Annotated in this window: 18 protein-coding genes; 13 read left to right on the top strand and 5 right to left on the bottom strand. The window is 72.0% G+C overall.

What is annotated here, in order from left to right:
* Positions 1–28 precede the first annotated feature (28 nt).
* The 6 genes from KV106_RS31770 (at position 29) to KV106_RS31745 (ending at position 5691) form a co-directional block, all read left to right on the top strand.
* Positions 29–844: a crotonase/enoyl-CoA hydratase family protein gene (locus tag KV106_RS31770; protein ID WP_261215218.1), complete on the top strand. Its 816-nt coding sequence runs from the start codon at positions 29–31 to the stop codon at positions 842–844.
* A 39-nt stretch (positions 845–883) separates the two neighbouring features.
* Entirely contained in the window at positions 884–2221 is a 1338-nt protein-coding gene (locus KV106_RS31765) for a serine hydrolase domain-containing protein (RefSeq protein WP_261215217.1), read from the top strand.
* 94 nt (positions 2222–2315) lie between these two features.
* Entirely contained in the window at positions 2316–2765 is a 450-nt protein-coding gene (locus KV106_RS31760) for a MarR family winged helix-turn-helix transcriptional regulator (RefSeq protein WP_057595125.1), read from the top strand.
* A 109-nt stretch (positions 2766–2874) separates the two neighbouring features.
* A complete protein-coding gene (locus KV106_RS31755; RefSeq protein ID WP_057595126.1) occupies positions 2875–3300 on the top strand; it encodes an organic hydroperoxide resistance protein in 426 nt (141 codons plus the stop codon).
* Between the two features lie 187 nt (positions 3301–3487).
* Entirely contained in the window at positions 3488–4606 is a 1119-nt protein-coding gene (locus KV106_RS31750; RefSeq protein ID WP_261215215.1) for a DUF2855 family protein, read from the top strand.
* A 35-nt stretch (positions 4607–4641) separates the two neighbouring features.
* On the top strand, positions 4642–5691 hold the full coding sequence (locus KV106_RS31745) for a serine/threonine protein kinase (protein ID WP_261215213.1): 1050 nt from the start codon (positions 4642–4644) through the stop codon (positions 5689–5691).
* Here KV106_RS31745 and KV106_RS31740 read toward each other — a convergent pair.
* From KV106_RS31740 to KV106_RS31730, 3 genes are all read right to left on the bottom strand, one after another.
* Positions 5682–6077, bottom strand: a complete 396-nt coding sequence (locus KV106_RS31740; protein WP_057595129.1) for a hypothetical protein — start codon at positions 6075–6077, stop codon at positions 5682–5684. The two genes, KV106_RS31745 and KV106_RS31740, sit on opposite strands and share 10 nt — an antisense overlap.
* Positions 6078–6132: 55 nt before the next feature.
* The gene (locus KV106_RS31735) at positions 6133–6876 is read right to left on the bottom strand and encodes an AP2 domain-containing protein (protein WP_261215212.1); all 744 of its coding nucleotides are present in this window, start codon (positions 6874–6876) and stop codon (positions 6133–6135) included.
* A 221-nt stretch (positions 6877–7097) separates the two neighbouring features.
* A complete protein-coding gene (locus tag KV106_RS31730) occupies positions 7098–7994 on the bottom strand; it encodes a LysR family transcriptional regulator (protein WP_057595131.1) in 897 nt (298 codons plus the stop codon).
* Between the two features lie 90 nt (positions 7995–8084).
* Here KV106_RS31730 and KV106_RS31725 point away from each other — a divergent pair, with 90 nt between their 5' ends.
* From KV106_RS31725 to KV106_RS31695, 7 genes are read left to right on the top strand one after another with little or no spacing between them, the layout of a single operon-like run.
* The gene (locus KV106_RS31725) at positions 8085–9773 is read left to right on the top strand and encodes an acyl-CoA dehydrogenase family protein (protein WP_261215211.1); all 1689 of its coding nucleotides are present in this window, start codon (positions 8085–8087) and stop codon (positions 9771–9773) included.
* Positions 9774–9807: 34 nt separating this feature from the next.
* Positions 9808–10794, top strand: a complete 987-nt coding sequence (locus KV106_RS31720) for a Bug family tripartite tricarboxylate transporter substrate binding protein (RefSeq protein WP_261215209.1) — start codon at positions 9808–9810, stop codon at positions 10792–10794.
* Positions 10795–10852: 58 nt separating this feature from the next.
* A complete protein-coding gene (locus tag KV106_RS31715) occupies positions 10853–11989 on the top strand; it encodes a CaiB/BaiF CoA transferase family protein (RefSeq protein WP_261215207.1) in 1137 nt (378 codons plus the stop codon).
* Positions 11990–12026: 37 nt separating this feature from the next.
* Positions 12027–13085 (top strand): glycosyltransferase family 2 protein, encoded by a 1059-nt coding sequence (locus KV106_RS31710; RefSeq protein ID WP_261215205.1) that lies wholly within the window; start codon positions 12027–12029, stop codon positions 13083–13085.
* An 11-nt stretch (positions 13086–13096) separates the two neighbouring features.
* Entirely contained in the window at positions 13097–14083 is a 987-nt protein-coding gene (locus tag KV106_RS31705) for a hypothetical protein (RefSeq protein ID WP_057595136.1), read from the top strand.
* Complete coding sequence (locus tag KV106_RS31700; RefSeq protein WP_261215202.1) at positions 14073–14837, top strand: diiron oxygenase; 765 nt, start codon at positions 14073–14075, stop codon at positions 14835–14837. Before KV106_RS31705 ends, KV106_RS31700 begins: the two co-directional genes overlap by 11 nt.
* 14 nt (positions 14838–14851) lie before the next feature.
* On the top strand, positions 14852–15973 hold the full coding sequence (locus tag KV106_RS31695; RefSeq protein ID WP_261215201.1) for a glycosyltransferase family protein: 1122 nt from the start codon (positions 14852–14854) through the stop codon (positions 15971–15973).
* Here KV106_RS31695 and KV106_RS31690 read toward each other — a convergent pair.
* Positions 15970–17655: a hypothetical protein gene (locus KV106_RS31690; RefSeq protein ID WP_261215199.1), complete on the bottom strand. Its 1686-nt coding sequence runs from the start codon at positions 17653–17655 to the stop codon at positions 15970–15972. The two genes, KV106_RS31695 and KV106_RS31690, sit on opposite strands and share 4 nt — an antisense overlap.
* A 187-nt stretch (positions 17656–17842) precedes the next feature.
* On the bottom strand, positions 17843–18889 hold the full coding sequence (locus KV106_RS31685) for a Bug family tripartite tricarboxylate transporter substrate binding protein (RefSeq protein ID WP_261215197.1): 1047 nt from the start codon (positions 18887–18889) through the stop codon (positions 17843–17845).
* Positions 18890–18892: the final 3 nt, after the last annotated feature.

Genomic DNA, 18892 nt, shown 5'->3' with positions numbered 1-18892 from the left:
GCCGAAGAACGAGGAGACAGGGAACGCCATGACCGCCACGCCCACCACCCCGCCGACCGAAGGCTGCATCGACACCCAGGTGCTCGACCACGTGCTGCTGATCGGCATCAACCGGCCCGCCAAGCGCAACGGCTGGACGCCGCCGATGTTCCGCCAGCTCGCCGAGGCCTACACGCGCCTGGACGACGACCCGAAGCTGCGCGTGGGCGTGCTGCATGCCTTCGGCGACCACTTCACGGCCGGCCTCGACCTGCCCGCGGTGGCCGAGTACATGAAGCGCGGCGAGAAGGCGATCCCGCAAGGACTGGTGGAGCCGCACGACTTCGGCCTCGAGGGCTACCGCCGGCGCACCAAGCCGATGGTGGTGGCGGTCAAGGGCATCTGCTTCACGGTGGGCATCGAGCTGATGCTCGGCGCCGACATCGTGGTGGCGGCCGACAACTGCCGCTTCTCGCAGATGGAGGTGCAGCGCGGCATCATGGCCACGGGCGGCGCCACCTTGCGCATGGCCGAGCGCGCGGGCCTCGGCAACGCGATGCTGCACCTGCTGACGGCCGACGAGTTCGGCAGCGCCGAGGCCTATCGCCTGAACTTCGTGCAGAAGGTGGTGCCCGCGGGCCAGGAGCTCGACGAGGCGCTCGCGATCGCGCAGCGCATCGCCGCGCAGGCGCCGCTGGCGGTGGTGGCCACGCGCCTCAACGTGCTCAAGGCGATCGAGCACGGGCCGCTGGCCGCGGTCGGCGAGTTCATCGAGACGCAGAAGCGGCTGTCGAACAGCGAGGACGCGGCCGAGGGCGTGCGCTCCTTCATCGAGCGCCGGCCCGCGCGCTTCAGCGGGCGCTGACGAACGCCCCCGTTCCTCCCCTCTTCTTCCCCTCTCACCATGACCCTGCGACTGCGCGCGGCCCTGGCCGCCCTGACCCTCTCCGCCGTGAACACCTCCCTCCACGCCCAGGCACCGGCCGCGCCCGCGGCCCTGCCCGATCCCGCGGCCACCTCCGTCGACGCGCTCGGCTGGATGCGCGGCTTCCCGCCGCCGCCCGACAAGCAGATCACCTTCGAGAACCCCGCCGGCAACGCCTTCCCGCGCAACCGCTGGACCTTCTCGCACGTGCGCGAGGTCGTGCCCACCGCCAACGTGTGGCGCGGCAGCGGCGCCGCGAGCCCGCTGCCGGCCGCCACGGGCGTGACGCCCGAGCAGATCGAGGGCATCCGCTTCAAGTCGCTGTCGGGCGAGGACAGCACCGTCGCCCAGATGATCGCCAACACCTACACCGACGGCTTCCTGGTGCTGCACCGCGGCCAGGTGGTGTACGAGAAGTACTTCGGCGCGCTCACGCCCGAGCGGCCGCACCTCGCGATGTCGGTCACCAAGTCCTTCGTGGGCACGCTCGCGGCCATCCTCGCGGACGAGGGCAAGCTCGATCCCGCGGCGCCCGTGACCCAATACGTGCCCGAGCTCAAGGACAGCGCCTACGGCGACGCCACGGTGCGCCAGGTGATGGACATGACCATCGGCGTGCGCTATTCCGAGAACTACGCCGACCCCAAGGCCGAGATCTGGGACTACTCGCGCGCCGGCGGCTTCATCCCGCGCGCGCCCGGCTACAGCGGCCCGAATACCTTCTACGAGTTCCTCGCGCTGCAGAAGAAGGAAGGCACGCACGACGAGGCCTTCGGCTACAAGACCATCAATGCCGAGGTGCTGGCCTGGATCCTGCGACGCGCCAGCAACCAGTCGCTGGCCGATCTGCTCAGCGAGAAGATCTGGCGCCGCATCGGCGCCGAGCAGGACGCCTATTTCATGGTCGACAGCATCGGCACCGAATCGGGCGGCGGCGGCCTCAACACCACGCTGCGCGACCTCGCGCGCTTCGGCGAGACCTTGCGCAACGGCGGCCGCGCGCCCAACGGGCAGCAGGTGTTCCCGAAGGCGGTGGTCGACGACATCCGCCGCGGCGGCGACACCGCCAAGTTCGCGAAGGCCGGCTACGGCCTGCTGCCGGGCTGGTCGTACCGCAACATGTGGTGGGTGTCGAACAACGCGCACGGCGCCTACATGGCGCGCGGCATCCACGGCCAGAGCATCTACGTGGACCCGGCGGCACAGATGGTGATCGTGCGCTACGCGGCGCACCCGATCGCCGCCAATGCCGGCAACGACCCGCTGACGCTGCCGGGCTTCGCCGCGGTGGCCGATGCGCTGATGAAGCGCCCCTGATTTTTCCTCCCCTCTCCCGCCGGGAGAGGGCGCCTGAAAACCTCGTGGCACGAAATACTTTGCACACAATTTAATTGAGTGCCATAATTCGCCCATGCCCTCCTTGACGCAAGACGAACTCCTGAAGCTGGACAACCAGCTCTGCTTCGCCATGTACTCCGCCTCGCTGGCCATGACCCGCCTGTACAAGCCCCTGCTCGACAAGCTCGGCCTCACCTACCCGCAGTACCTGGTGATGCTCGCCCTGTGGGAAAAAGACGGTCCCATGGTCTCCGAGCTCGGCGAGCGCGTCTCGCTCGACTCGGGCACGCTCACCCCGCTGCTCAAGCGCCTCGAGGCCAACGGCTTCGTGGCCCGCGTGCGCGACGTGGCCGACGAGCGCCGCGTGCACATCACGCTCACGGCCGCGGGCCGTCGCCTCAAGGCGCGCGCGGGCCATGTGCCCGAATGCCTGCTCGCGGCCTCCGAATGCTCGGTGCCCGAGCTCGTGGACCTCACCCACCAGATTCAAGCGCTGCGCGACCGCATCCGCAAGGCCGCCTGAGCAAGCAAGCCATTTCAATCACTACAACAGGTTTCTCCCGCCGCGTGCCATTCCGGACCACGACGGCTTTCTTCAACCACCGTTCCACTTCGACCAAGGAAACATCACCATGACCACCAAGCTCGACAAAGTGCTCTACACCGCCCAGGCCCACACCACGGGCGGCCGCGACGGCGCCGGCAAATCCAGCGACGGCGCGATCGACGTCCAGCTGAGCTCGCCCGGTTCGGGCAAGCCCGGCACCAACCCCGAACAGCTGTTCGCGGTCGGCTACGCTGCCTGCTTCATCGGCGCGATGAAGGCCGTGGGCCCGAAGATCGGCGTCAAGGTGCCGGACGACGTGGCGATCGACTCCAGCGTCTCCCTCGGCCCGACGAATGGCGGCGCCGCCTACGGCATCGCGGTCAAGCTCGCGATCACGCTGCCCGGCCTCGACGCCGAACAGAAGCAGAAGCTGGTCGACACGGCCCACCAGGTCTGCCCGTACTCGAACGCCACGCGCGGCAACATCGACGTCGAACTGACGATCGCCTGAGCCTCCCGCGCTCCATGACGAAGCCCCGCTCGCGGGGCTTTTTTGCGTGCGCGCGCTTGTCCCGCGCGTGACGCGCCGGCGACCTGCGCGATGGCGCCTTTCACGAAGCTTGGCTAATGTCACGTGGACGCACCCCTTGCCACCCCAGCGGCCGGAACGCCGCGCAGCCACGGAGCCTCGACACGCCATGAGCACCACCCTCAGCCTGCAGATCCGCAAGAGCCGACTGGGCGACACCCGCCTCGACGACAGCACCGACACCCCGCTGGCCGACGGCCAGGTGCGCGTGCGCATCGACAGCTTCGCGCTGACCTCGAACAACATCACCTACGCCGCCTTCGGCGACGCCATGAGCTACTGGCGCTTCTTCCCCACCGGCGACGAGGCCTGGGGCAACATCCCCGTGTGGGGCTTCGCGAGCGTGGTGCAGTCGCTGCATCCGGGCGTGGCCGTGAACGAGCGCCTCTACGGCTACTGGCCCATGGCCACCGGCGCGGTGCTGAGCCCGACGCGGCTCTCGCCCGAGCGCTTCGCCGACGGCGCCGCGCACCGCGCCGAGCTGCCGGCGGTCTACAACCAGTACTTCCGCTGCAATGCCGACCCGCTCTACACCGCCGACAGCGAGGACACGCAGGCGCTGCTGCGCCCGCTGTTCATCACCTCCTGGCTGATCGACGACTTCATGGCCGACAACGACTTCTTCGGCGCGCGCACCATGCTGCTGTCGAGCGCCTCGAGCAAGACGGCCTACGGCACCGCGTTCCAGCTGCACCAGCGCGAAGGCATCGAGGTGGTCGGCCTGACCTCGGCCGCCAACGTCGGCTACTGCGAGAGCCTGGGCTGCTACCACCGCGTGCTGCGCTACGACGCGCTCGACGAATTGCCGGCCGACACGCCCTGCGTCTACATCGACTTCGCGGGCAACGGCGCGCTGCGCGAGGCGATCCATGCGCGCTTCACCGGCCTGCGCTACAGCTGCGCGATCGGCGGCACGCATGTCGAGGAACTGGCCTCCAAGGGCGCCACCCGCGAGCTCGCGGGCCCGCGCGCCACGCTGTTCTTCGCGCCCGCGCAGATCAAGAAGCGCACCGCCGAATGGGGCGCCGAGGAATTCAGCCGCCGCATGGTGGCGGCCTGGCAGGCCTTCACCGCACGCGCGACCGATGCCGCGAGCCCCTGGCTGCGCGCCGAGCACCACCACGGCGGCGCGGCCGCGCAGGCGGCCTATGCCCAGGTGCTGGCCGGCAAGGGCGATCCGCGCACCGGCCACATCCTGTCGCTGCACGCGCACCCCGGCGGCCTCTGAAAAGCGCGCGGGGTGCGGGCGACGACAATCGCCGCATGATTCCCGATTCCCCCGCGGCGCCCGCCGGCCACCCTGCCCATCCCTACGAGAGCCTCACGCCCGACGTGGTGCTCGACGCGCTCGCGGGCCTCGGCCTGCACGGCGACGGCCGGCTCACCGGGCTCAACTCCTACGAGAACCGGGTCTACCAGGTGCACCTCGAGGACCCGCAGCCGCACCCGGCCGTGGTGGTCAAGTTCTACCGGCCCGGCCGCTGGAGCGAGGCCGAGATCCTCGAGGAACACGCTTTCTCCCTCGAACTCGCCGCGGCCGAGGTCCCCGCCGTGCCGCCGCTGGCCTTCGGCGGCGCCACCTTGCACCGCCATGCCGGCTTCGCCTTCAGCGTGAGCCCCTACCGCGGCGGCCGCGCGCCCGAGCTCGACGACTTCGAGGTGCTCGAATGGGTCGGACGCTTTCTCGCGCGCATCCACACCGTGGGCGCCGCGCGCCCCTTCGAGGCGCGGCCCGCGCTCGACCTGCAGAACTTCGGCACCGCCTCGCGCGACTGGCTGCTGGCGCACGACAAGCTGCCGCTCGACGTGCAGCGCGACTGGGAGAAGGCCTGCAACGAGGCGCTCGAGATGATCGCCGCGACCCCGCTTTCAGGCTCGGCCGCCGCTGGCGACGGGCCGCGCAAGCTGCGCCTGCATGGCGACGTGCACCCCGGCAACATCCTCTGGACGCCGACCGACCGCCCCCACGGCGGCCCGCACTTCGTCGACCTCGACGACGCGCGCACCGGCTTCGCGGTGCAGGATTTGTGGATGCTGCTGTCGGGCGAGCGCGCCCAGCGCACCGCGCAGCTCTCCGGGCTGCTCGACGGCTACGAGCAGTTCCGCGAATTCGACCGCCGCGAGCTCGCGCTGATCGAGCCGCTGCGCACGCTGCGCCTGATCCATTACAGCGCCTGGCTCGCGCGGCGCTGGGAAGACCCGATCTTCCCGATCAACTTCCCCTGGTTCGGCAGCAGCGACTACTGGAAGGGCCAGGTCCAGATGCTGCAGGACCAGTGCGAGGCGATGGCCGAGGACCCGATCTACGCCTGAACCGTCGGCGCCGACAGCCGGCGGATCTCCTCGCGCACGATCTCGCGGTGATGGTGCGAGGGCGAGAGACCGATGAACTGCGTGTACTTCTCGAGCGCGGCCGCGACGTTGCCCGCGTCCTCGAGGTCCAGCGCCTCGAGCATCAGTTGCGTGAACAGCCGGTTGGCATCGGCCTCGCGGCGCGAGGCCGCGAGCGTGCGCGGCTGCAGCTCGGGCTGCTCGGCATAGATCCGGCGCTGCACCTCGATCAGCTCGACCATCGCGCGGCCGATGCGGTGCACCTGCTCGGTGGCCGGCTCGAGGCCGCAGGCCCGCACGTCGGCCGCGGCCTGGTCGAGCAGGTGCGAGGCCACGCGCAGCAGCCGGTTCAACGATTTGAGGCTCATGGCAGCACCGCCCCGGCCGTGCCCGCCGGCCCGGCCCTGCACGCACGCGCCGCCATCAGGACGCCAGCTCCGCGCCGTCGAGCTGCCGCTTGAGCGCGAGCTGCGTCTCGCGCTCGGCGATCGCGAGCCGCTTGGCCGCCTGCTCGCCATGGGTCTTCACCGAGAAGGCCTTGCTGACGGTGCCGCGCCCGGCGATGAAGGTGATCGCCATCCAGTAGCCCGGATGGTCGGGCCGCGGCGACTTGAACTGCACGCCGCTGGTGCCGCTCGAGTTGTTGCGCCGCACGATCTCCGCGCGCGAGAGCCGCGCCGTGCGCGCGCGCGGCGCGGCATCGGTCTCGCGGCGGATCGCTTCCTCGGCCGGGTGCACGTGCGCCAGGCCGGTCATCTGCGCGAGCTGGCGCGCGCGCTCGGCCAGCGCCGCCGCATGGGCCGCGCGGTCGGCGCCATCGACCGAGAAATAGGTCTGCAGGATCTGGTCCTCGGCGATGTAGGTCTTGGCGAGCCAGGCGCGCACGCGGCCGTCGGGCGCGACGCGGCTGTAGACGCCGGGCGCGCCGGTGCTGTTGTTGGCACGCGGCTGCTCGGCCCGCGCGCGGCGCGCGATCGGCGGGTGCTGCCGCACGATGGCGTCGCGCCAGTCCTGCGCATGCGCGAGCGCCTGTTCGGCGCCGCCGTAGCTCGCCCGGCCGAACTGCCGGTAATGGCGGGTTCCGTTGCGCATGACGGAGACCTCGTAGCCCCAGGGCCGGGTGAAGATGCCGTACATGGCGGCGGAATTGGGGATACCTTTGGGCATGCTGGCGTCGACTCGGCCATGTCGTTGATCTGAACCCCCTGGCGGCACCCCTTTTTTCCGGCGTGCTCTTGAAGGCCCGGGCCACGGCGAGGTTGGCGGGAATACTAAAGCCTTCGCAAGGCCTTGGGCATCACCGGTTCCGGTAGCCCGGCGCGGCGCGGGGTCGATGCCCCGCATGGTCACGGCCCTGCCACGAAGACGGTGCAGAACGGCGTCCGCGTTCAGCGCTTCGCGCTCTCGCGCAGGCTCTTCGCGAGCCCGTCGAGCAGCCGCTGCACCAGCATGTTCGGCGGTCCCGCGCGCCACACGCCGTAGGCCTCCGACGGCGTGACCTCGCGGTCGAGCGGACGGAACACCGCACCGCTCAACGCCGAGTGCCGCATCGCCTGCGGCACCAGCGCCACGCCCATGCCCTGCGACACCAGCGAGACCACCGCGAGCCAGTGCCGCACCTCGTGCCGCACCTCGGGATGGAAGCCCGCGTCGGCGCAGATCGAGAGGATGCGCTCGTGGTAGTCGGGCGAGGCCTCGCGCGAGAACAGCACGAAGGGCTCGCCGCGCAGCTCGGCCGGCGCGAGCGCGCGCCGCCGCGCCAGCGCATGGCCCGCGGGCAGGCAGCAGACGAAAGGCTCGGTCAGCAGCAGCCGGTGCTGCAGCTCGGGCGGCATGCGCGCGGTGTGGACGAAGCCGAGGTCGAGCCGGTCGTGCATCAGCTCGGCGATCTGCACGCCCGAGTTGAGTTCGGCCAGCGTGATGCGCACCGCCGGATGTTTGGCCTGGAACGCACGCAGCGCCTGCGGCAGGCCGCGGTAGAGCATCGCGCCGACGAAGCCGATGCGCAGCCGGCCGGCCGAGCCCTGCGCGATATCGCGCGCCTCGAGCGCGGCCTCCTCGGCCTGCTGCAGCAGCCGGCGCGCCGACACGCGCAGCGCATCGCCCGCGGGCGTGAGCCGCACCTCCTTGCTGTTGCGCTCGAACAGGCGCGCGCCCACCGTGTCCTCGAGCTGGCGGATCGCCACCGACAGCGGCGGCTGCGAGATCGAGAGCCGGCGCGCCGCGCGCCCGAAGTGCAGCTCCTCGGCGAGCACGGAGAAATAGCGCAGGTGACGCAGTTCCATGAATAGGCAAATCGAATCGAGCAAGACCCAAACGATATTAGACACGGATCGTCACGGCTTGAACAATGGCGCGAATCCAGGAGACAAGCCATGCCCCAGACGTCTGCCGTGCCTGCAGCGCCCGCCGTTCACCCCATCCCCGACCGCCACGGTCAGAACCTCTACAGCGTCGACACCGAGCTGCAGTCGCTGCTCGCGCTCTACCTGCCCGAGGACCTGCTGCGCCACCTGCGGCCACACCTCGAGCGCCTCGGCGGCCTCGCGGGCGGCAGGCTCGACGAGCTGGCCGGCACCGCCGACCGCAACCCGCCCACCCTGATGCAGCGCACGCGCATCGGGCTCGACGAGCAGCAGGTGATCAAGCATCCGGCCTACGTCGAGATGGAGCGCCTCGCGCTCAGCGAATTCGGCCTGGCCGCGATCTCGCATCGCGACGAGACGCTGGGCTGGAAGGGCCGCATGCCGCCGCTCGTGAAATACGCGCTGACCTACCTGTTCGTGCAGGCCGAATTCGGCCTGTGCTGCCCGGTCTCGATGACCGACTCGCTCACGCGCACGCTCAAGAAATTCGGCGCGCCAGAGCTGGTGCGAAAGTACCTGCCGCGCCTGACCTCGCTCGACTTCGACGAACTCGCGCAGGGCGCGATGTTCATGACCGAGCAGGCCGCGGGCTCCGACATCGCCGCCACCGCCACGCTGGCACGGCGCGAGGCCGACGGCAGCTGGCGCCTCACGGGCGACAAGTGGTTCTGCTCGAACCCCGACGCCGACTTCGCGATGGTGCTCGCGCGCGCCGAGGACGGCGTGGCCGGCATGAAGGGCGTGTCGCTGTTCCTGCTGCCGCGCCGGCTCGACGACGGCAGTCTCAACCACTACCGGATCATCCGGCTCAAGGACAAGCTCGGCACGCGCTCGATGGCCAGCGGCGAGATCCGGCTCGAGGGCGCGCTCGCCTTCCTGGTCGGCGAGGAAGGCCGCGGTTTCGTGCAGATGGCCGACATGGTCAACAACTCGCGGCTGTCGAACGGCGTGCGCGCCGCGGGCCTGATGCGCCGCGCGGTGGCCGAGGCCGAGTACATCGCGGCCGAGCGCCAGGCCTTCGGCCGCACGCTCGACCGGATGCCGCTGATGCAGCGCCAGCTCGACAAGCTGCGCGTGCCGGCCGAGCAGGCGCGCACCATGGTCTGCCAGACCGCCTTGGCGCTCGCGCGCTCCGATGCCGGCGAGCCCGATGCCTACGCGCTCCTGCGCATCCTCACGCCGCTCATCAAGTTCCGCGCCTGCCGCGATGCGCGCAAGGTCACCGGCGACGCGATGGAGGTGCGCGGCGGCTGCGGCTACATCGAGGAATGGAGCGATCCGCGGCTGGTGCGCGATGCCCACCTGGGCTCGATCTGGGAGGGCACGAGCAACATCGTCGCGCTCGACGTGATCCGCGCCGTCAAGCGCGAGGGCTCGCTGCCGGTGCTGCGCGCCCATTGCGAAAAGCTGATCGCCGAAGCCGAACCGACCCCGGCCTTCGCCCAGGCGCTGCGCGATGCGCTGGCGCGCGCCGCCGCGCTGGCCGAGACGGCCGCGCGCGAAGGCGGCGACGTGCTCGCGCGCCAGGCCGCCTCGGCGCTCTACCACTGCACCAGCGCGAGCGCGATGGCCTGGGAGGCCGCGCGCACCGGCTCGGCCGCGCGGCTGCGCTGGTCGCAGCTCGCGCTGCTGCACCGCGTGCTGCCGCGCGATCCGCTCGCGCCCGATGCGCTGCCCGCGGACTGGACCGCGGCCTGAGCCCTTCCCTCGAACAAAGAACGGAGACCTCCTCTTGAAACACCTCGCCTCCCTCCTCGCGCTGGCCACCGCCTGCGCCGGCCTGCTGGCCGCGGCCCCCGCCGCGCAGGCCGACACCGCCTTCCCGTCCAAGCCGATGATGCTGGTCGTGCCCTTCCCGCCCGGCGGTCCCACCGACGCGATGGCGCGCACGCTCGCGGCCGAGATGAAGGACCGCATGGGCCAGCCGATGATCGTGGAGAACCGCGCCGGCGCGGGCGGCAACATCGGCGCCGAGTACGTGGCGCGCGCCGAGGCCGATGGCCATGTGCTGCTGTTCGGCACCTCGGGCCCGCTCGCGATCAACGCCAGTCTCTACCGCAAGATCAACTACGACCCGGTCAAGAGCTTCGCGCCCGTGATCCAGGTTGGCTACCTGCCGAACATCCTGGTGGTGAATCCCGCGCTGCCGGTGAAGACCGTGCCCGAGCTCGTCGCCTATGCCAAGGCCAACCCCGGCAAGCTCAGCTATGCCTCCTCGGGCAACGGTGCCTCCTCGCACCTCGCGGGCGTGCTGTTCAACTCGATTGCCGGCACCGACTTCCAGCACATCCCCTACAAGGGCACCGGCCCCGCGCTCAACGACCTGCTGGGCGGCCAGGTCAGCATGACCTTCACCGACATCCTCACCGCGCTGCCCTACGTCAAGGCCGGCAAGCTGCGCGCGCTGGGCGTGGCCACCCTCGCGCGCTCGCAGGCGCTGCCCGAGGTGCCCACGATCTCGGAGCAGGGCTACAAGGGCTACGACGTGAGCGTGTTCTTCGGCATCGTCGCGCCCGCGGGCACGCCGGCCGATCGCGTGGCGAAGCTCAACCATGCCTTCGCCGAGGTGCTGAACTCGCCCAAGGTCAAGCAGATGTTCGCGGCCCAGGGCCTGGAGGCCAGCGCCGACACCTCGCCGCCGAAGCTCGGCCAGTTCATCGCGAGCGAGTCGGCGAAGTGGAAGGACGTGGTCAAGAAGTCGGGCGCGCAACTCGACTAGCGCATCCGCAACCGATCCGCCGCACGTGCCCCGAACGACAAGACAAAGGGAACAAGAAATGACACAAGGCGCACTCGCGGGCATCCGCGTGCTCGACATCTCCCGCATCCTCGGCGGCCCCTACTGCGGCCAGATCCTCGGCGACCATGGCGCCGACGTGCTCAAGATCGAGCCGCCGCAGGGCGACGACACGCGCACCTGGGGCCCGCCGTTCAAGGATGGCGTGGCTTCCTACTACCACGGCCTCAACCGCAACAAGCGCGTGCAGCACCTCGACTTCTCGACCGAGGAAGGCCGTGCCGCCCTGCTCGCGCTGGTGGCCGAGGCCGACGTGCTGATCGAGAACTTCAAGACCGGCACCATGGAACGCTGGGGCATCGGCTACGAGACCCTGTCGCAGCGCTTTCCGCGCCTGGTCTGGTGCCGCGTCTCGGGCTTCGGCGCCGACGGTCCGCTCGGTGCGCTGCCCGGCTACGACGCCGCCGTGCAGGCCATGACCGGCATCATGAGCGTCAACGGCGAGGCCGAGGGCGGGCCGCTGCGCGTGGGCCTGCCCGTGGTCGACATGGTGACCGGCCTCAACGCCGTCATCGGCGTGCTGCTCGCGCTGCAGGAACGCCAGCGCAGCGGACGCGGCCAGTTCGTCGAGGCCGCGCTCTACGACAGCGGCATCTCGCTCTTGCATCCGCACGCCGCCAACTGGTTCATGGACGGCAGCGCGCCGCGCCGCACCGGCAACGCCCATCCCAACATCTATCCCTACGACGCCCTCGCCACCGGCACCGACCCCGTGTTCGTCGCCGTCGGCAACGACCGCCAGTTCGCGAGCCTGTGCGGCTGCATCGGCCTGCCCGCGCTGGCCACGGATCCGCGCTTCGCCACCGCGGGCGCGCGCTCGGTGAACCGCGACGCGCTCAAGCAGCAACTCGAGACCGCCATGGCCGCCTTCGACGGCCGCGTGCTGGTCGAGCAGCTCATGGCCGCGGGCGTGCCGGCCGCGCCCGTGCTGCCCGTGGCCGCCGCGCTCGAGCATCCGCACACGGCGCATCGCGGCATGGTGGTCGAGCTCGAAGGAGGCTATCGCGGCATCGGCGCACCCGTGAAGCTGGGCCGCACGCCCGCGAGCTACCGGCATGCGCCGCTGACGCCGGGCGATGCCTTCCTGCCGCGCGAGGCGGACACGCCGGCGCGCTGAAGCCCCCGCCGTTCCCGCCTTGTGCGATAAAGGCGGGATGCAATCCTCTCCCGCGGTTCCCCCTGGAACGAACGGCGCCATCGCGCGCGTGGCGGCGCGCACCGCGCTGGTCCTCGAGACCAACAACCTGCGCGGCGGCGCCGATGCGCAAGCCAGGACCGCCGCCAGCCTGCAGCGGCTCATCGCGCTGCTCGCGCGTCAGAAGCAGCCGCTGTTCACGCTGGCCCAGGTGGTCATCACGCACGACGGCCTCGATGCCGCCACCTGCGAGCAAGTGCAGCGACTGGCCCAGCGGCCCGTGGACTTCGTGCGCATCGACGCCAGCACCGGCTACTACGACGCCAAGAACACCGGTTTCGCGGCCACCGACGCGGCGCGCTGCGACTGGGTGGTGTTCGCCGATGCCGACTGCCTGCCCGACGAGGACTGGCTGCGCGAGCTGCTCGCGCCCTTCGCGCGCGCCGACGCGCCGGCCGTGGTGGCGGGCCGCACCAGCTACGCGGCCAACGTGGTGGGCACCGCGCTCAGCACCATCGACTTCATGTACTTCCCGAACGAGCACGCGGGCGCGACGAGCAACTTCTACGCGAACAACGTGGCGTTCCGGCGCGAGGTCTTCGACACCCACGGCTACCAGGCGCTCGACGGCGTGTACCGCGCCCACTGCCAGGTGCTCGGCATGCGGCTGCGCGCGGCCGGCATCCCGCTGCACTACGCGGCGCGCGCCCACACCGAGCACCGCCTGCCCGACACGCGGCGCGAGGCGCTCAAGCTGCGCTGGATGCGCGGGCAGGACACGTATTCGCTCACGCCGCACCTGCTGCGCAGCTACGTCTCGCCGCGCTGGCAATGGCTCGCGAAGAGCGGTCCGATCGGCCCGCTGTGCGTGCTCGTCACGCGGCTGGGCTTCAGCCTGCGCGCGCTCAACCGGCAGGACCTGCCGCCGCTGCGCGGCGCGCGCTGGGCGCTCGGCGTGCTGCTGATCCTGGGCTTCTCGGCCGTCGACATGCTCGGCGCCTTCGCGCGCGGCATCGGCCTGCACACCACGGGCCGCGCGCATGCCGATGCGCAGGCGCTGTCATACCACCGCCCCTGAGGCCCGCGACCATGGCACGCATGCTCGTTCTCGCCGCCCTCGCGCTGCTCGCCCCCGGACTCGCGGCCTCGGCCGAGTTCTCGGGCCGCGGCGTCTTCGCCTTCCGCTCGGGCAGCGGCTGCCCTCTCGCCAACGGCGGCGAGGACTGCAACCGGCTCGCGCTCGACGACGAGCACACGCGCGCCACGCTCGACGAGGCGACGCACACGCTGCGCTTCTCGAATGGCTTCGGCTACGACAGCAAGCGCATCGTCGGCGACGTGGTGCTGCAGGGTTCGGGCCGCACGGCCGACGGCCAGCGCGTGCCGCTGAGCTTCCATGCGTTGCTGAGCCGCTCGGGCAACGACTGGTCGTTCAGCAGCCATGCGCATGCGCCGGTGCGCGGCGAGTTCTCCGAGATCCGCATCGATCCCTGGCAGCTCGTGGTCGGCGAGGCCGGCGGCGAGCGCGTGCTGTTCAGCAGCGCGCAGGTCATGGAGGCGCTCGCCAGGCCCTCGCTGACGGCGCGCCTGGCCGACGAGCTGGTGCAGGTGCGCGACAACCGCGAGAGCGCCGCGCGCGACGCCGACATCACGGTCGGGCTCGGCGTGTCGAAGGCCGTCAAGTGGGTGGCGCGCACGCGCTTCGCCACGACGCGCAACCAGCCGCTGGCCGAGGCGATGCGCGAGGGCAACTGGTCGCTCGAGCTGCAGGCGCTCAGCGGCCGGATCCCGCGCCAGGTGGTGCAGCGCGACCTGTTCCTCTACGGGCTCGAATCGCAGTCGCTGCTGCAGCCTCTGCTGCAGCGCGGCTTCCGCAAGAACGAGACGCTCGCGATCGGTGCCGCCGGCGGCAAGGGCTTCGTGCGCTACGACGGGCAGCAGCGCGAGTTCGCGGGCGCCGATGCCACGGCGCGCGGCTTCCTGCAGGGCAGCTTCCTGGGGCTGGTGCTCGGCTGGCAGCAACAGCAGTTGCAGCCCGTGGCACTGGACGCGAAGGCGCGGCCGAATGGCCGCTGAGCCGTACGCGCAGGCCGAGACCGAGGCCGAACCTCCGGGCTTCGAGAGCCTCGCGCCGCCATCGCTGCGCGGCTGGCCCGCGCTGCAGGCCGCGCTGGTGCACCGCGTGAAGCGCGCCGCGCTGCGGCAACTGCATGCCAGCCGCGCGGGCGAGGCGCTGCTGCTGCGCTTCTACCTCGTGGGCGAGGAATCGTCGGAACAGGCGCTGCAGCGCGAACTGCGCGCCGCCGCGCCCGACTGGCTCGCGCGCCAGCTCGACCAGCACCTGGCCGACGAGCAGCTGCATGCGCGGCTGTTCGCCGAGGCCATCGCCGAACGCGGCGGGCGCGCACGGGCCGGTGCCCTCGACGGCGAGCAGCCGCGGCCCGACTGGTTCAGCCGGCGCAAGCTCGCGCGCTGGCAGGCGCTGATCCGGCGCCACGCGCCGCATTTCGCGCACGGCGGCCTGGTGCCGGCCTATGCGATCGGCCTCGCGGCCGAGCAGATGGCCTCGCGCATCCTCGAGCGTCACTGCGCGCTGATCGGGCCCGCGCATGCGCTGCATCCGCTGCTCGCGCGCGTGTGGGCCGACGAGCAGCGCCATGTGCGGCTGTGCAGCCACACGCTGCGGCGCTGCGTGGCGCCGCACGAGCGCGCGCGGCTCGCGCGGCTGATGGACGAGGTGCGCGCCATCGAGCGCGGCTTCGGCGTCACGGGCGCGCTCGGCATGTGGTGCGCGGGCGCGGCGCTGCGGCTCGCGCCGCACGTGGGTTGAGCGTCGGCTGAGCCATGCCGCGCATCCTCTACCTCGCGACCGCGGACGCGCGCGGCCACCTGATGCGCTCGCAGCTGCTCGCGCACGCGCTGCGCGCGGCCGGCGCGCAGGTGCAGGTGCTGACCACCTCCGACGAGGGCGCGCTCTTCCTCGCCGGCTTCGGCATCGAGGCGCCCGTGCTCTCGCGCCACTACGCGGTGCAGTTCGACGCGCGGCAGAACATGCTGCGCCGCGAGACCGACCGCAACGTGGCGCACTACGTGTTCCGGCCCGGCCGCATGCTGCGCGACATCGTGCGGCTGCACGGCCGGCTGCGCGAGGCCGACCTGGTGGTCAACGACTCCTTTCATCCCGCGCTGCTGTTCATGGGCGCGCTGCCGCCGTGGCGGCACAAGGTGGTGCACGTGTACGGCGCGAGCCTGCGACGCGCGCTCGAAGGCAACTTCAGCGGCCGGCTGCCGGGCTGGACGGCGCGCGCCTTCGGCCGCATCGTGGCCTGGCAGATCGGGCGCAGTCGCGCGCGCATCGCGCACGACTTCGCGCAGGGAGCGCCGGCGCACGAGGGCCATGGCACGCACCGGCTCGCGACGCCGGTGGCCGTGGCCTCGGGCGAGGACGTCGGGCCCGTTGCACCGCGGGCCGCGGTCTACCTCAACCCGCACTTCAGGGACACGGCGCTGGCCGACGGCCTCGAACGCGGCCTGGCCGCCGCGAGCCTGAACGCGCATTGCGTGGGCGAAGGCTATGCCGGGCGCGCCGGCTGGCAGCCGCAGGACGCGCACTGGATCGACAGCGCGGCGCGCAGCGCCTTCATCGTCTCGGCCCCGGGCATGGCGGCGCTGTCTGTGGCCCAGGTCTATCGCAAGCCGATCCTGCTGCTGTTGACCGACCAGCCCGAGCAGGCGAGCAATGCCGAGCGCGCCGCGCAACTCGGGCTGCATCACCGCACGGTGGTGTGGCGCGGCGATGCGGCCGCGTTCGCGAACGACGTGGCGGCCGCGGCGCGCGAGCTGGGCGCGCGCACCGAGGCCACCGCCGCGCAGGGCCGTGAAGCGGCGCTCGAGCGGCTGCAGCCGTGGCGCCAGCTGCTGCTGGAGCTGGCCACGCAGGCCGCCCCGGCCCGCGCAGACTCCTAGCCTGCCGCGCGCCGGCCGGACTGAAGGAAGACGCGTAGCATCCGGTCGAGCACGCGACCGGGCGCCGCCGTCGAGGCCTCGGGCTGCGGCAGCGCCGCGACCCCGCCCGTGCCGGTCGCGTTCATCGACACGCGCAGCCGGCGCAAGGTGAAGCCCGAGCGCACCACCGGCGCCTGCGTGCCGTCGGCCACCTCCGCGCCGGCCGCCTCGCCGACGAAGAACTGCAGCACCAGGCACTTGCGCTGCGGCGAGGGCACGAGCTCGAACACCAGGCTGCGCCGCCATGCGCCCGTCGTGCGCTGGCCCGGCAGCATCGCGCCGTCGAGCAGCGCCACCACGCGCGTGCCCTTGGCTTCGCAGCGGTAGTCGATGCGCACGCGCAAGCGCTGCGCCGGCGCCTGCAGCGGGTGCGCGAACACGGCCGCGGGCGGCAGCGGGATCGCCAGGCAGGCCAGCGCGCCTTCGCTCCAGGTGTCGACGTCGTCGGGTGCCGCCCAGCCATGGGCCAGCCAGGCCGTGGCCGGATTGCCGGTGCGGAAGGCGTAGTCGCGGCCGAGCACGAGCTCGGGCAGCGGCTGCAGGCCCGGGCTGTCGTCGTCGAGGCCCCAGCGCGTGGAGAAGGCGCGTTCGATCGCATCCGCGGGCCAGGCGCCGGCATCGCCGGTCGATGCCGCGATCAGCCCCTGCGACTCGGGCGCCTGGCAGGCCTCCAGCACGAAGTCGAGCGAGCCGAGCTCCGGTCCCACCGGCATCCACGGCGAGCAGCCCGCGGGCAGGCGTTCGGGCGCGTTGCGGTCGGCACGGATCAGCGCGCGCGTGGGCTTGAGGAAGTAGCGCGCCTCGGTCAGCACGCTCGACGACAGTCCGGCGACGAAGCGCACGTTGTCGGCCGACAGCAGCGCATAGCTGTTCTCGCGCGTCCAGGCGACGTTGGGAATGGCGCGCGCGATCGGCGCGAGGTCGTGCAGCGCGGGCTCGTAGGGATGCGGTTTCACCACCAGCAGGTCGACCTCCTGCGCCAGCGTGCGCAGCGCGCCGATCACGGCCGACGGATGCTGGCTGCGCCCGCCGCTCACCAGCGACAGGTCGACCAGGCTCTGGCCGAAGAACACGCCCACGCGCAGGCGCGGATCGAACAGCGCGCCCGCGCCGCGGCGCGCGAAGAAGCCCTGCAGCGAGGCCGCGTGGTTCCAGAACAGCTCCTCGCCGATGGCGCGGGCCTCGAGCGCGGCACGGATGCGCGCGTCGTTGGTGCGCGCGCAGAAGTGCAGGTGCTCGGTGAAGCGGCGCGGGTCGATCTCGATGTCGAGGTAGCTCGCGCCGCCGCGGTCGATCGCGTGCTGCAGCGCGGGCGTCAGGCCCCAGCCGATCATCAGGCAGCCGGGGCCGAAGGCGGGCCAGCCCTCGAGCTCCCGCAGCGGCGCGAGGTCGGCGATGCAGGCGCGGGCCCAGCCCGCCGGCGTGGCCGGCAGGCCCAGGAGCGCCATCGCGCGCGCCACGTCGATCGCGCCGCCGTGCGAGCGTGGCGCGATCTCGCGCATCGGCAGGCCGAGCCGCCCGAGCGCCGAGCCGAAGAAGCCCTTGAGGAAACGGCGGTTGGCGGGGAAGTGGTTGAGCCCGTTGGCGGGCGAGCGGAAGAGATCGTCCGCGAAGATGACCTGGTGGAACCGGCGTGCTGGCATGGCGTGGGACGGTCGGTGCCGGAGGCCCTGCGGGCCGCCTCGCCGGCCGGTGGCTGAGGTGGAGGCGCCAATCTAGGACCGCACTCTTAGCGGGCGGTGAGCCGCGCGTCCCGCGCGCGCAAAGTTCATGCAAAGGCCGCGTAAAGCGCGCGCCGTGCGTGAACGGCACGCAAAGTACGCGGGCGGTTCAGTCGAGCGTCAGGTTGAGCTCGCGGATCAGGCCGTCCCAGCGCTCGGATTCCTGATGCAACAGCGTGGCGAATTGCGCCGGCGTGCCGCCCACCGGCTCGATGCCGTAGGCCGCGAGCCGGCGATGCACCGCGGGGTTGTGGATCGCGCTCGCGATCGCCTGCTGCAGCCGCGCCACCAGCTCGGCCGGCGTGCGCGCCGAGGCCACCACGCCGACCAGCGCCGCGGCCTCGACGCCCGCGATGCCGAGCTCGGCGAAGGTCGGCACCCCGGGCAGCTGCGGCAGGCGCACGCTGTCGGCGACCGCGAGCGCGCGCACGCGGCCGCTGCGGATGAAGCCCAGCGCCGCGGCGAGGTCGCACATCATGGTCTGCAGCTGGCCGCCGGCGAGATCGGCCACCGCGTTCGCGGCGCCGCGGTAGGGCACGTGCTGCATGCGCAGGCCGGCCTGCCGCTCGAGCAGCTCCATCGCGAGATGGTGCGGACTGCCGGTGCCGGCCGAGGCGAAGCTGAGCTTGCCGGGGTAGGCGCGCGCGTCCTCGAGGAAGGCGCGCGCGTCGCGCACGCCGCTCGCGGGGCCGACCAGCAGCACCATCGGGAAGCGGCCGAGCAGCGTGACCGGCGCGAAGTCGCGCTGCGGGTTGTAGCCGAGGTTGCGGTAGAGCAGCGGGTTGAAGACCAGCGTGCCGTTGTCGGCCGACAGCACGGTGTAGCCGTCGGCCGGCGCGCGCAGGATCTCGGCGGCGCCGAGCGCGGTGTTGCCGCCGGTGCGGTTCTCGACCACCACCGGCTGGCCGGTGTCGATCGCGAGCTGGTGGCCGACGATGCGCGTGAGGAAGTCGGAGCCGCCGCCCGCGGGGTAGGGCACGATCCAGCGGATCGGCCGCTCGGGGAATTCGCGCTGGGCCCGCGCGGTGGCGGGCACGCCGGCCAGCAGCCAGGCGGGCGCGAGGCCGATCGCGAGGGCCGCGCGGCGGCGGCATGGGTCGATCGCCGTCGATTCCGCGGACCGCGCCGATGCCGTGCGTGCCGCGTTCGATGCCATCGC

Source organism: Variovorax endophyticus (assembly GCF_025376855.1).
Lineage (GTDB): Bacteria > Pseudomonadota > Gammaproteobacteria > Burkholderiales > Burkholderiaceae_C > Variovorax.
This window is presented reverse-complemented; position numbering and strand designations above follow the sequence as displayed.

Coding starts and splice junctions, on each gene's coding strand:
- KV106_RS31770 (WP_261215218.1), top strand. CDS start 29: ATGACCGCCACGCCCACCACCCCGCCGACCGAAGGCTGCATCGACACC.
- KV106_RS31765 (WP_261215217.1), top strand. CDS start 884: ATGACCCTGCGACTGCGCGCGGCCCTGGCCGCCCTGACCCTCTCCGCC.
- KV106_RS31760 (WP_057595125.1), top strand. CDS start 2,316: ATGCCCTCCTTGACGCAAGACGAACTCCTGAAGCTGGACAACCAGCTC.
- KV106_RS31755 (WP_057595126.1), top strand. CDS start 2,875: ATGACCACCAAGCTCGACAAAGTGCTCTACACCGCCCAGGCCCACACC.
- KV106_RS31750 (WP_261215215.1), top strand. CDS start 3,488: ATGAGCACCACCCTCAGCCTGCAGATCCGCAAGAGCCGACTGGGCGAC.
- KV106_RS31745 (WP_261215213.1), top strand. CDS start 4,642: ATGATTCCCGATTCCCCCGCGGCGCCCGCCGGCCACCCTGCCCATCCC.
- KV106_RS31740 (WP_057595129.1), bottom strand. CDS start 6,077: ATGAGCCTCAAATCGTTGAACCGGCTGCTGCGCGTGGCCTCGCACCTG.
- KV106_RS31735 (WP_261215212.1), bottom strand. CDS start 6,876: ATGCCCAAAGGTATCCCCAATTCCGCCGCCATGTACGGCATCTTCACC.
- KV106_RS31730 (WP_057595131.1), bottom strand. CDS start 7,994: ATGGAACTGCGTCACCTGCGCTATTTCTCCGTGCTCGCCGAGGAGCTG.
- KV106_RS31725 (WP_261215211.1), top strand. CDS start 8,085: ATGCCCCAGACGTCTGCCGTGCCTGCAGCGCCCGCCGTTCACCCCATC.
- KV106_RS31715 (WP_261215207.1), top strand. CDS start 10,853: ATGACACAAGGCGCACTCGCGGGCATCCGCGTGCTCGACATCTCCCGC.
- KV106_RS31710 (WP_261215205.1), top strand. CDS start 12,027: ATGCAATCCTCTCCCGCGGTTCCCCCTGGAACGAACGGCGCCATCGCG.
- KV106_RS31705 (WP_057595136.1), top strand. CDS start 13,097: ATGGCACGCATGCTCGTTCTCGCCGCCCTCGCGCTGCTCGCCCCCGGA.
- KV106_RS31700 (WP_261215202.1), top strand. CDS start 14,073: ATGGCCGCTGAGCCGTACGCGCAGGCCGAGACCGAGGCCGAACCTCCG.
- KV106_RS31695 (WP_261215201.1), top strand. CDS start 14,852: ATGCCGCGCATCCTCTACCTCGCGACCGCGGACGCGCGCGGCCACCTG.
- KV106_RS31690 (WP_261215199.1), bottom strand. CDS start 17,655: ATGCCAGCACGCCGGTTCCACCAGGTCATCTTCGCGGACGATCTCTTC.
- KV106_RS31685 (WP_261215197.1), bottom strand. CDS start 18,889: ATGGCATCGAACGCGGCACGCACGGCATCGGCGCGGTCCGCGGAATCG.